The 12,360-nt window shown below is 50.5% G+C and carries 13 protein-coding genes and 1 other RNA gene; all 14 read right to left on the minus strand.

Annotated features, from left to right (window positions below):
* Positions 1-4 precede the first annotated feature (4 nt).
* Positions 5-442 (minus strand): homoprotocatechuate degradation operon regulator HpaR, encoded by a 438-nt coding sequence (gene hpaR / locus O3660_RS03205; RefSeq protein ID WP_003684610.1) that lies wholly within the window; start codon positions 440-442, stop codon positions 5-7.
* Positions 443-781: 339 nt separating this feature from the next.
* Positions 782-1,291, minus strand: coding sequence for a protein disulfide oxidoreductase (locus O3660_RS03210; protein ID WP_318250425.1), 510 nt, complete (start codon positions 1,289-1,291; stop codon positions 782-784).
* A gap of 84 nt (positions 1,292-1,375) precedes the next feature.
* Complete coding sequence (rpsI, locus tag O3660_RS03215) at positions 1,376-1,768, minus strand: 30S ribosomal protein S9 (RefSeq protein ID WP_003681515.1); 393 nt, start codon at positions 1,766-1,768, stop codon at positions 1,376-1,378.
* A gap of 12 nt (positions 1,769-1,780) precedes the next feature.
* On the minus strand, positions 1,781-2,212 hold the full coding sequence (gene rplM / locus O3660_RS03220) for a 50S ribosomal protein L13 (RefSeq protein ID WP_049350771.1): 432 nt from the start codon (positions 2,210-2,212) through the stop codon (positions 1,781-1,783).
* A 178-nt stretch (positions 2,213-2,390) separates the two neighbouring features.
* A non-coding RNA gene (gene ssrS, locus O3660_RS03225) (6S RNA) lies at positions 2,391-2,571 on the minus strand.
* A gap of 8 nt (positions 2,572-2,579) precedes the next feature.
* Positions 2,580-2,882 carry a cell division protein ZapA gene (locus O3660_RS03230; protein WP_003681511.1) on the minus strand — a complete coding sequence of 101 codons (303 nt, stop codon included), beginning with the start codon at positions 2,880-2,882 and terminating at the stop codon, positions 2,580-2,582.
* Between the two features lie 11 nt (positions 2,883-2,893).
* The gene (locus O3660_RS03235; protein WP_036494022.1) at positions 2,894-3,217 is read right to left on the minus strand and encodes a hypothetical protein; all 324 of its coding nucleotides are present in this window, start codon (positions 3,215-3,217) and stop codon (positions 2,894-2,896) included.
* Positions 3,218-3,291: 74 nt separating this feature from the next.
* Complete coding sequence (locus tag O3660_RS03240; RefSeq protein ID WP_049350770.1) at positions 3,292-4,281, minus strand: NAD(P)H-dependent glycerol-3-phosphate dehydrogenase; 990 nt, start codon at positions 4,279-4,281, stop codon at positions 3,292-3,294.
* Between the two features lie 135 nt (positions 4,282-4,416).
* Entirely contained in the window at positions 4,417-6,576 is a 2,160-nt protein-coding gene (locus O3660_RS03245; RefSeq protein ID WP_049350769.1) for a polysaccharide biosynthesis tyrosine autokinase, read from the minus strand.
* A 26-nt stretch (positions 6,577-6,602) separates the two neighbouring features.
* Positions 6,603-7,052, minus strand: coding sequence for a low molecular weight protein-tyrosine-phosphatase (locus tag O3660_RS03250; RefSeq protein WP_049328305.1), 450 nt, complete (start codon positions 7,050-7,052; stop codon positions 6,603-6,605).
* Positions 7,053-7,223: 171 nt separating this feature from the next.
* Positions 7,224-8,351, minus strand: a complete 1,128-nt coding sequence (locus O3660_RS03255) for a polysaccharide export protein (RefSeq protein ID WP_003684536.1) — start codon at positions 8,349-8,351, stop codon at positions 7,224-7,226.
* Between the two features lie 43 nt (positions 8,352-8,394).
* Entirely contained in the window at positions 8,395-10,296 is a 1,902-nt protein-coding gene (locus tag O3660_RS03260; RefSeq protein ID WP_371464552.1) for a polysaccharide biosynthesis protein, read from the minus strand.
* Positions 10,297-10,404: 108 nt separating this feature from the next.
* Entirely contained in the window at positions 10,405-11,580 is a 1,176-nt protein-coding gene (locus O3660_RS03265) for a DegT/DnrJ/EryC1/StrS family aminotransferase (protein WP_371464553.1), read from the minus strand.
* On the minus strand, positions 11,573-12,352 hold the full coding sequence (locus O3660_RS03270; RefSeq protein WP_049328301.1) for a methionyl-tRNA formyltransferase: 780 nt from the start codon (positions 12,350-12,352) through the stop codon (positions 11,573-11,575). Before O3660_RS03270 ends, O3660_RS03265 begins: the two co-directional genes overlap by 8 nt.
* Positions 12,353-12,360 lie beyond the last annotated feature (8 nt).

Genomic DNA, 12,360 nt, shown 5'->3' on the forward strand with positions numbered 1-12,360 from the left:
TTCTTTATTTTAATGCCTGTTCGATTTTTGCCAGCTCTGCTAAGAGTTCTTTGAGTTGTGCCATTTTTTCTTTGGATAGAACTTTTTCAATCGCATCGTAGCGTTCGTCAACCAATGCACCGATGGATTCATAGAGTTTCTCACCTTCAGGCGTCAGTTTCAGGTAGACACGGCGTTGGTCGTTGGAAGGCTTCAGGCGGACGGCCAAACCTGCTTTTTCCAAGCGGGTCAGAATGCCGGTCAGACTGGGGCGAAGGATGCAGGCCTGATTGGCCAAATCTTGAAAGTCGAGTGTGCCGTTTTCCGCTAAGAGCCGGATAATACGCCATTGCTGGTCGGTAATATTGGCTTGGTTCAGAATAGGGCGGAATTGGGTCATCAATGCTTCCCGCGCCTGAATCAGACCGATATTGATAGATGCATGTTTAGATTGGTTGGGCATTACTAAGTCTCCGGTGTTATCAAAAATCAAACCGTTGAAGCGTGAGGTAGATTGATAAAGGCGAATATTGCTGTTTTAAGGCTGCCGTCGGCAGCCGGGTCATGGGAACAAAAGCATCACTGCCACAATATTAGATGAAGATCTCTAACAGTTTGTTTTGATAATAATGTTTCCAATTGTTCTTATGGTTATATCTTAGTCTATTTTCCTTATAATCTCAACAAAATCATATGTTATTGGGAAAGAGATAGTTTATTTATTTATGAAATCGAATTGGTTGAATATATTCAGGTGAAATTATTCTTTAGATTTTCTATTTTTGGTGGATTTTCAATGAATTTAGCTGAAGATATTTGCCAAGTAAATTCTGATTTTTAATCCGATATAACTGGAAAGTCCGGATGTGTGATGAATCATTTTGCCATCTTTTAATATGATAATGGTCGGCGTGACGGCTATATTCCATTTTTGAGCCATCAGGCCGTCTGAATCATTGAAATTTGGAAAGGATAGATTGTTTTGTTGCATATGGTGGGCAATGTCTGCGTCGCTTCCGGAACGCAAGGCTATGCCCAGTGTTGGGATATTGTCTTGGTGCAGCTTTTCTATGGTGGACGATGTGTATGAACAAATACGACACCAGCTGCCCCAAAAATAAACAATGGCAACCCGATTTTGGCTGAAGGATTGGAGGGAGGTGGTTTGCCCATCGGTTAAAGTGATGGTTTGTGCTGCTGATTGTAAGGGTTGGTTAGGCTTGCGCACCCAGTCGACAATCAGGGATAAGAAGATGAAGATAATCACAGCCTGAAGCAATGATTTGGCGTAGTGGATCAGGGTTTTCATCATATATTGCGGGATATTGGATTATTGTTTTATAAATGAAAAAAAGCCTTGCATAGCAAGGCTTTTTGATTCGATTCTGAAAACGTATTAACGTTTGGAGAATTGTTTTGCGCGACGTGCTTTGCGCAAACCAGGTTTTTTACGTTCAACTTCACGAGCATCGCGAGTAACGAAGCCTGCTTGAGACAGAGCTGGTTTCAGAGCTGCATCGAAGTCGATCAGGGCGCGGGTAATGCCGTGACGGATAGCGCCGGATTGACCGGTTTCGCCACCACCGGTTACGTTAACTTTGATGTCGAAAGATTCGGCATTTTCAGTCAGAACCAGAGGTTGACGTACAACCATGCGGCTGGTTTCACGTGCGAAGAATTCGTCAACGGGACGGCCGTTTACGATGATTTGGCCGGTACCTTTAGTCAAGAATACACGAGCCACTGAACTTTTGCGGCGGCCTGTGCCGTAGTAGTATTTACCGTTCATGTCGTGTCCTTATTATTTCAGTTCCAAAACTTTAGGTTGTTGTGCAGCGTGGCCGTGTTCGGCGCCGGCGTACACTTTCAGTTTTTTGATCATGGCGTAGCCCAGAGGACCTTTAGGCAACATGCCTTTTACGGCTTGTTCCAAAGCGCGGCCTGGGAATTGCTCTTGCATTTCGCGGAAAGTACGCTCGTAGATGCCGCCTGGGAAACCAGAGTGACGGAAGTATTTTTTGTCTTCGAATTTAGCACCGGTCACGCGCAGTTTGTCTGCGTTGATGACGATGATGTAGTCGCCGGTATCAACGTGAGGGGTGTATTCGGGTTTGTGTTTGCCGCGCAGACGGTGTGCGACTTCGGCTGCGACACGACCCAGAATTTTGTCTTCTGCGTCAATGACGAACCATTCGCGCTTCACCTCGTGGGGTTTTGCAGAGAAGGTTTTCATGGTTGGAATCCAGATATATATAGAAAGTTATGGATTTTAAAGAGGAGATTGGCTTTTGTCAATCTTAATTGAGTGTGTTTGATGCATGAATATGCGGTTTTTTCAGACGGCCGGAAATCTTTACGAAAGTCTTTACTTAGAAAGGGAAAAGCCACACCTGTCGGTATGGCTTTTTTAGGGAATCCCCACGAGTGCCGTTTAGGCTGAATCCGCTTGAACCTTGCTGACAAGGCGGTCACCTCGGGTAGTTTCGGGTGCGTCCGATAAACGGACACTCGCGCCCACTACAGCTCCCGGCAACCTAAAGCGAACGTATTGGTTCAAAGGAATATATGCCTTCGCGAACACCGCAGGGAAAAGGGGAAAATCAGTTTTGCTCCAAGCGCGCCAGTGCTTTTTGGCACGCGTTGTTCATGTCGGTTATTTTACGCTCAAATTCACCGATTGCCAAATCGTCGTTGAGGGTGGTTTTCAAGAGGTCGTGTACGACGTTGAGGGCTGCCATGACGACGATTTTGTCCGTACCGACGATGCGGCCGCTTTCTTTAATCGCGTCGCTTTTTTTGTTGAGCATTTCAACGGCTTGCAGGAGGGTGGCTTTTTCTTCACTCGGCGTGTTGATGGTGAAGTTGACATTCATGATGTCGAGATTGACTTGTTCGATACTCACGGGGCGTCCTTTTATTGTTGTGTTTCTTGGGGCAATCGGGCAATGAGGCTGCGGATTTGGTCTGCACTTTGGGCCAGCGCATTGCGGTAGTTTTCTTTTTCGGCAGTCAGGTTGTCAATTTTGCTTTGCAGGTCTTCTTTGAGTTTGCCGACTTGAACCAGCAAGGCTTCGCTGAGTTCGTCAATGGCCGCGTCGTGTTGGCGTTTTTGTTGCTCTTGTTCGAGTTTGAGTCTGTCGATTTCTTCGTTGAGGCGGCGGTTTTCTGAAACCAGCGTTTCAAATTTTTGGACAAGTTGGTAAACGTTGATTTCCAGATTGTTCAGTGATTGGTTCATGTGTTTCCCTTCAGACGGCCTTATGGCCGTCATATTGTGTGTCAGGCCGTCTGAATGGCAGACGGCGCAACAGTTTATTCGAAGCGTGCGCTTCGTTCCATCAGTCGTTCAACGACTTGCTGCGGGGTCATTTCTTTGCGGATGAGTTGCAGCAGGGTTTGAGTGATGGGCATATCGATTTGGTATTTGGCGGCGGTGTTGAAGACTTCTTCAATGGTGCTGACGCCTTCGGAAACGTGGCCGATTTCGACAAGCACTTGATGCAACTCTTTGCCTTCTGCGAGGCCGAGGCCGACACGGCGGTTGCGCGAGAGTGCGCCGGTACAGGTCAGGATAAGGTCGCCGATGCCTGCCAAGCCCATCATGGTTTTGGGTTGCGCGCCCATGGCGATGGCAAGGCGGGTGATTTCGGCAAGACCGCGTGTTACTAAGGCTGCGCGTGCATTGAGGCCGTATTCGAGGCCGTCTGAAAGGCCGGTGGCAATCGCCATGATGTTTTTAACGGCACCACCCACAGCGACGCCGATGACGTCGGTGCTGCCGTACAGGCGCATTACGTTGGTGTTCAGTTGGGCAGTGGTTTCTTCCACCCAGTCTTTGTTTTCGGAAGCAAGCACGATGGCGCAAGGCAGTTGGGCTGCAAGTTCTTGGGCAAAGCTCGGACCTGAGAGAACGCCGATTTTTTTATTGTTAGGCAGGACTTCTTTCAGTACTTGGAAAGTCAGAAGGCCGGTATCTTGTTCAAAACCTTTGCAGGCGGCGAGAACGGGAATATCGGCGGCGTTATGCTGTTTGAGCAGCTCGGCGCTGCTTCTGAGGCCGGCTACGGAGGTAACGATCAGGGCAAGTTGGCTGTCTTTCAGCGCTTCGCCCAAATCGGCGTGAACGGTCAGGGACTCAGGGAAAGGGAAGCCGGGCAGGCCGCGTTTGTTTTCGCGATCTGCTTGCAGGGTGCGGATTTGGTCGGGATTGCGTGTCCAAAGGGCAACTTCATTGTTGTGGTGCGCAAAGTGCAACGCGAGAGCTGTACCCCACGAACCTGCGCCGATGACAGTAATTTTCATGTTTCTCTTCCATATGGGAACGGGGCTTACTTTAAAACAAACGGCTTTGGGGTGCAAGGGCAGCGTTTGTGAAAAATATTTTGTGCCGTTTAAAAAGCCTTAGGCCGTCTGAAAGTTCAGACGGCCTGCTTCGGTTTATGATTTATTGTTACCGGAATGGTAGGCATCGTAGGCGTAGTAGTCGTAGCTGTTGTTGGCTTCGCGCTTCATGCCGTTGAGGACGACACCTTTGATGTTGATGTGGTTTTGTTTGAGGCGTTCAACGCTGGCCTCAAGCTCTCGTGCACGCGTATGTGCATAACGGCTGATCATCAGGACGGTGCCTGCATGTTGGCCGATGATGACGGCGTCGGTCACGGCCAATACGGGCGGCGTGTCCAAGATGACGTAGTCGTAGCGTTGGCTAGCGTTGGCAAGCAACTCGTTGAAACGGTTGTCCATCAAAAGCTCAGACGGATTGCTAGGATAGCTGCCGCTGCTGATGAGGTGGAGGTTTTCAATGCCGGTTTCTTGTACGGCTTTAGCCGGAGCTGCTTTGCCGTTGAGGATGTCAGACAAGCCGAACTCGGGGGTAAGGCCGAAGAGTCGGTCAAGGTAGCCTTTGCGCATATCGGTATCGATAAGCAGAACGCGTTTGCCTGACTGCGCCATTACGGTGGCAAGGTTGGCGGAGATAAAGGATTTACCTGCTTCAGGCGCAGCACCGGTAATCATGAGGATGTTGTTAGGTGCGTCCAGCATGGAGAAGTAGATATTGGTGCGCAGGGCGCGGATGGCTTCGACGGCCGTGTCGGCGCGGTCTTCGCTGGCCAGCAGATAGTTGGAACGGCCACCGGTTTTCTTGAATTTGCTTTTGAAGAAGTCGCGTTTTTGCTGGGTTTTGGAGTGTGGAACAAGAGCGACGACTTCCAAATTGAGGTTTTCGATTTCTTCAGATGACGTAATGCCGTTTTTCATGCGGTTGCGAATCATCAGCCACAAAGCGGTCAATGAACCTGCGGCAAGTGCGCTCAGGAGTGTGATGACAGCTTTGCGCGGGGCAACGGGGTTTTCAGGGACATAGGCATAATCAACGATGCGGACATTACCTTGCGCGCTGGCTTTCATGATGTTGAGTTCTTGTTGTTTGCTCAACAGTTGGACGTAGGTTGCTTGGTTGGTTTCTACGTCGCGGGTCAGGCGGATAACTTCTTGTTGGGTATTCGGCAACTCGGCAATTTGTTGGTTGATTTTGTTTTTAGCACGCTCGAGAACGGCAAGTTTGTCCAATACGGCTTTATAGGAAGGGTGTTCCGGCGTGTATAGCTCGGCCAAGCCTGCTTCTTCGGTTTTGAGCAGGGTAATTTGGGTTTCGATGCCGGTCAGGCTTTCCAATGCGCCTTTGGACTCGAGCGGAATGTCGAGGGAGCCTGATTGTTGGCGGTAGGCATTGAGTTTGTTTTCAGCGTCTTGCAAGGTTTCTTTCAAGCGTGGCAATTCTTCGCTGATGAAGGCCAAACCGCTGGATGCAACTTGGACGTCGCGTTCGCGGTTTTGCGCAACGTAGTTGTCGGCAATGCTGTTGAGGATGACACTGGTACGTTTAGGGTCAGTGCCGGTAAAGGTAAGGTTGATGATGGGGCTGGTTTTACCTTTGCTGATGACCGCCAGTTTGTTTTGGATGTTTTCGATGGCGCTGATGCGCGAGAACTTGGTCAACGCAAATTCTTGACCCGGATTGGCTAAGATTTGATCGATTTTGAGGGTGGTTTGATTGTTGATTTTCAGAGGTACGCCGACCTTGCCTTCTACAACGCGTTTGTCAGGCAGGGTAAGGGTATAGGCTTTGTTGCTCTTGGCGGTCAGCGTGAAGGTTTTGTTGAACCATTCGTCTTGTACGGTAAAGCTGCCGACGGTCAGTTTGGGATCAGGGTCGCCGCTGACGTTGTGCATCAGGCTGCCGATAACGGGTGTGTATTTGGCTTTGACTTCTTGGTCAAGCTGAAGGTCGTCAACGGTTTTACCCAGTACCAAGCGTGATTGAACCAGCTCGACTTCTGCTTCAGACGGCGTGGTTTGGTTGTTGAAGATGCTGTTGATTTCGGTCAGGATTTGGTTTTGTCGCGTTTCAATTTCCAGCATGGCGTCGGCACGGTATTGCGGAGTGGATGCCAGGCTGAAGGCTGCGCCAAGAATGCCGCCTGCAAGCAGGGCGGCGAGGATTTTGTATTTATTTGTCCAAATTACGCGCAGCTGTTGGCCGAAGTCGATGTCGTCGTTGTCTGCGCTGTAAGGTGTGTAGGTCGTTTTTTTCATTGCTTGCTTTCTTGTTCATGCCGGTTTTATACCGGTTGAGTTTTTCCGTTTAGTTTGGTTTTCCAAGTGTCTGCGGCAGCATTGAGCTGTTCAAAAACGGCTTCAAACATTTCGCTGCTTTGTTTGTATGGGTCAGGTATGGTTTTTTTAGGCAACCATTGGGCAAACAGCATGGTTTTGCTGCGTGCCGGCGGATGGATGTCGGCCACCATGTCGATTTGACTGGGCTCCATGACGAGAATCAAATCGGCCTGTTCGCACATCGGGGCGGTCAGTTGGCGTGGCGTATGGCCTGCAACGATGACGCCGTGTTTGAGTGCGGTTTTAATGGCCTGGAAATCGGCATCCTTACCTGCCAGTGCTTTTATGCCGGCGCTGCTGATTTGATGGCCGGGTAGTTTTTTCTGCATGATCCGCTCTGCAGTGGGGGAGCGGCAGATGTTGCCTAGGCAGACGATGAGTATGTTGTGGTACATGATATTGTTTTCGGTTTATGGTCTGAAAAAAACGTGAGTCAGACTATAAGATACTGCTTTTCCGTTTGTGCGGTGTGTACGGCTTTTGTATGCCGTTTATGTAATTAGCTTGGATTGTGCGTGATTTTGTATCCTGCTGTCAAACAAGGGTCTGACAGCAGGAACCACTGTTTATCTAAACGTATTGTCGAGGGTGTTGACGTTGCTGATGGAGTTGGTAATTTGTGACATTACGCGGTTCCAACGGGTAACCGGGGCGGCGGTAACGTAAACGGTATCTTCCGAACGCAGTTTGAATTCGCTGCCCAATGCGTAAGAAGTCGCATCTTTCAGGTTGAGCTGATAGATGTGGATAGGTTTGGCCGCGTCTTCTGGTGCGCGGCGGATTACGAATACGCCGGTTGCGTCAGCATAGTTTTGGTTCATACCGCCGACTTCTCCGAGCGCTTGGGTCAGGTTGAGGCCGTGATTGCCAATCGGCAGTGTGGCTTGTTTGCCGACTTCGCCCATGATGTAGATTTTGTTGTTGCTGCTGTTAGGAACGTAAACGATGTCGCCATGGCTGAGGAGATGGTTTTGCGACATATCGCCGTATTGCAGCATGTCTTGCAGGGAGATGGTGCGGTCGACGCCGTTGTGCGTCCATTTGATGTGTTGGGTGTCGGCACTTTGGGTAACGCCGCCTGCTTGGTTGATGGCATCCAAAATGGTCATCGGGATATTGGTAATCGGCAGCTGACCTGCTTGGTTGATGGCACCGGATACTGAAATGCGTTGCGAACGGAATTCGGTAACGTTGATGGCTACTTGAGGGTTTTTGATGTAGCGTTTCAGAAGGTTGGTCAGGGTGTTTTGCAATTCGTCCAAAGTTTTGTCTTTGGCTTGAATTTTGCCTGCCAGCGGGTAAGTAATATAACCGCCCTCATCTACCCAGGCCCCGCGGCTGACTTGGTTGGTTTGCGGGTTGCTTTGCTGGATAGGGGAGTTAAGGTCGGAGTGCGCCCAAACCATGATATTGAGGACGTCGCCGCTGCCGATGCGGTAGCGGTAAGCGCTTTTGCTTTGCTCCAAACCTTGGTTGTTTTGGGAAAGTACAGGCGGCTTACGCATTTTTTCAATCAGGTTGGGCGTGATGGGGTAAACGGCAACGCGGCTGTCGAGGTTGGTGTCGGCTGCGGTGTCGGTATCGGTGTAAACAATGGTTTTGGTTCTGGTTTTGATGGTTGAACCAGGAATGACTGTCGTGCTGTTACAGGCAGTCAGTGCGAATAGAGTAAGCAGGGAGAGCGTTTTTTTCATGTAGTAGTCCTTGCGGGATGGTGTCCGGGCCGTCTGAAAATGTTCAGATGGCCTTATTGTTTTGTTGCCAAACCAAGTCGCAGATACCGTCTTTAGATACGAAGCCTGTCGGTGCGCGCAGCAGAAGCTGGCGCAGGCTGTTTTGGTCGCTTTGGAGACAGGCAGTATGGAGTTCCGACAGTATGTCAGATAATTGCGTCCATGGAAGCATTACTTCACTGGCGGTCATAATACGGGGATGAGTGGTTTTTTGTACCTCGTTGCCGATGAGCAGTTCTTCATAAAGTTTCTCGCCCGGGCGCAGGCCGGTAATCTTGATTTCGATGTCGCCGTGTGGGTGTTGCTCGTCTTTGACTTTGAGGCCACTGAGGACAATCATTTGACGGGCAAGGTCGATGATTTTGACGGATTCGCCCATGTCGAGGACGAATACGTCGCCGCCTTTACCCATTGCACCGGCTTGGATAACCAGTTGCGCTGCTTCGGGAATGGTCATGAAGTAGCGGGTAATGTCTTGATGGGTCAGGGTAATCGGACCGCCTTCAGCAATTTGTTTTTCAAATACAGGGACAACGGAGCCGGACGAACCCAATACATTGCCGAAACGTACCATGCAGAAGCGTGTTTTTTGTTCCGGTTCGGCGGCAAGGGCTTGCAGGCAGAGTTCGGCCATGCGTTTGCTGGCGCCCATGGTATTGGTCGGACGGACGGCTTTGTCGGTGGAAATCAAAACAAAGGTGGAAACGCCTACATCTACGGCAGCCTGCGCGCAGCAGAGTGTGCCGAACACGTTGTTTTGAATGCCTTCGATGGTGTTGAACTCGACCATAGGGACGTGTTTGTAGGCCGCAGCATGGTAGACGGTGTCGACGTGATAGGCCTTCATGATGCTGCTAAGGCGTTCTTTGTTTTGAACCGAACCCAAAAGCGGTACGACTTCGACTTGACTGCCTTGCGCGGCTTGGGTTTCGCGCAATTCTTTGTCTATGCTGTACAGGGCAAATTCGGACAATTCAAACAACAGCAGTTTGGTCGGACGGCAGTTGAGAATCTGACGGCAAAGTTCGGAGCCGATAGAACCGCCTGCGCCGGTTACCATCACGGCTTTGTCGCTGATGTCGGCGCTCATCAATTCAGGGCGCGGTGCCACAGGGGCGCGGCCGAGCAAATCGACCACAGAGATTTTTTTCAATGAGCTGACGTTGATTTTGCCGTCTACCAAATCTTTCATGCCCGGAATGGTCAGGACTTCGCATTTGTATGCTTCGAGGCGGCGGATGATGTCTTTGCGTTCTTCCGGCGTAGAACTTGGAATCGCCAGCAGAATTTTGCGGACGCCGTAGCGGCTGATCAGCATCGGGATTTCGTTGGGGTTGTGGACGGCAAGGTCATAGATGACGGTACGTTGGATTTTCGGGTTGTCATCGACAAAGGCGATGGCCGAGTATTCGTTAACCTGTTTGATGGCTTCCAACAACTGGCGGCCGGATTGGCCTGCGCCGTAGATGATGACGGGGGTCATCTGTTTGCGGTGATGGTCGGTCAGAATCGCGCGCAGGATCATGCGCGAGCTGGTTACGCCGACTACCAAGACCAAGAAATAGACGATGGGCAGGGCAAGATGCAGTTTTTGTTCAAAAATCAGGGTGGTCAGGCAGAACAAGATCGCTGAAATGATGCTGCCGAATGCGGCTGAAGTCAGGACGCGGATGCTGACGAAGCGTGTGACGGCGCGATAGAGGCCGATACGGATGAAAAGGATGATGGTCAGCACAGCGGTGCTACCAAAAGCCAGCCAGTTGGCGATGCTCAACCATTCGTCGGAATATTGTACTTTGAGGCTTTGAGCAAACCAAAACGCCACGAATATCATCAAGATATCGTGGATGACGAAAAAGGTTTTTTTAAGGTTGCGCGGCAGAGCCAGCAGGGTTTCCAAGTTCATTTTATATTTCTTGTGTCTGAGTGTTGTAATGTGGCTTGGTACGGATTGTTTGAAGCAGGCTGTTTTATTTTTTCAGACGGCCTGAAGTTGCAGGCCGTCTGAAAATGATTATGCTGAGGCTTCAGTCAATACGGCTTCGATGTTTTCTTTGCAGAACGCAATTTCTTCATCGGTCAGGGTTGGGTGTACTAAGAACATCAGGCTGGTGTCGCCCAACTCTACAGCGTTTTTCAAACGCTCTCTCGGACGCCAAGGCGTGTTGTCGAAGGCTTTTTCCAAATACACTTCGGAGCAGCTGCCTTGATAGCATGGGACTTTGCGCGCGTTCAGTTCGTTGACGATACGGTCGCGTGTCCAGCCGTCTTTTAAGTGTTCGGGTTTGACAAAAACATAGAACTTGTATTGCGCGTGTTCGATGTAGTCGGCTACTTCAACCAAACGGATGCTGGCAAATTTGCCCAAGCTTTCAGCCAGTTTGGCGGCGTGAGCTTGGCGGCGGGCAGTCCATTCAGGCATGCGTTTGAGCTGGATGCGGCCGATGACCGCCTGCATTTCCATCATGCGCCAGTTGGTGCCGAAGCTTTCGTGCAACCAGCGGAAACCGGGTGCGTGTTCGCGGTGGTACACGGCATCATAGCTTTTGCCGTGGTCTTTGTACGACCACATTTTGCTCCATAGCTCTTTGTCGTTGGTGGTGACCATGCCGCCTTCGCCGCCGGTGGTCATGATTTTGTCTTGGCAGAACGACCATGCGCCGACGTGTCCGATGCTGCCGACGGATTTGCCTTTGTATTTCGCGCCGTGCGCTTGGGCGCAGTCTTCGATCACCCACAAATCATGTTCTTTTGCCAAGTCCATGATGCCGTCCATTTCGGCGGGCATACCGGCGAGGTGAACCACGATGATGGCTTTAGTGTTTGGCGTCAAAGCGGCTTTGATGGTTTCGGCGCTGATGTTTTGGCTGTTCAAATCAACATCGGCAAACACCGGATTTGCGCCGGCGGTCACGATGCAGGATGCGGAAGCCAAGAAAGTACGCGAAGTGACAATCACATCATCGCCTTGGCCGGTGCCCATTGCTTTGAGGGCTACGTCCAAAGCCAACGTACCGTTGGAAAGGGCAACGGCGTATTGCGTGCCGACAAAAGCAGCAAATTCTTTTTCAAATTCACGACATTCCGTACCTGTCCAGTAGTTGACTTTGTTGGACAGCAGGACTTTGGAAACGGCATCGGCTTCTTCTTGAGTAAAGCTTGGCCATGGGGAGAGTGATGTATTAAGCATTTGTTTTTCCTGCGAAAAGACTGGTTGAGCCTTTGGGGGCGATTTCTTCCAGCAATTGGCGGTTGATCAGGGTGTATTTCTGACCTTTGATTTCGACGTATGCGCCGTCGTAAGGCGGGAACCAAAACGCACGGATTTTTTTCTCCACATCGTCGCCGTCGCGGATTTGCTTCATGGCTTCCATCTCATCACGGCTGACGTAGCGGCCACCGATGTTTGGCGTGGTTGGCAATTTGGTTTTCGACTCGATGGCGCGGGTGATGATGCGTCGTGCGAAATCTTCCAATGCCTGCATGGTTTTGCGTTCGAGCGATTGGGCGGTTTCTGTTTCAGCGTCAATAGGGAAGCGGTCCACTTCGATAATTTCGCCGGTATCGATGGAAGCATCAACGTAGTGGGCGGTATTGCCCCATTCGTTCAGCTCGTCCATGATGGCCAGATTGTAGCCGCCCGTGCCTTTGTATTCGGGCAACAGCGCAGGGTGGAAGTTGATCGTGCCTAAAGTCGGAATGCTCAGGAATTCATCACGCAGCTTGCGCCAGTAAAGGACGGACAAGCCCAAATCGTATTTCAGACGGCCTTCTCGCATTGCTTCCAAAGCCGTATCGAAGGTGTACAGGGGCAAGCCCAATTCCTGCGCGGCTGCCGTGGTCGGCGAGCCTTGCAGATGGCTGTCGGTCAAGACACCGACGATTTCGATATGGTCTTGTTTGGTCAAAAAACGAAGCAGGTTGGCGGAAACCTGTTTACGACCCATAAATAAGATTTTCATGGAGAAAT

Source organism: Neisseria sp. 27098_8_139, from assembly GCF_041433195.1.
Classification (GTDB): domain Bacteria; phylum Pseudomonadota; class Gammaproteobacteria; order Burkholderiales; family Neisseriaceae; genus Neisseria; species Neisseria subflava.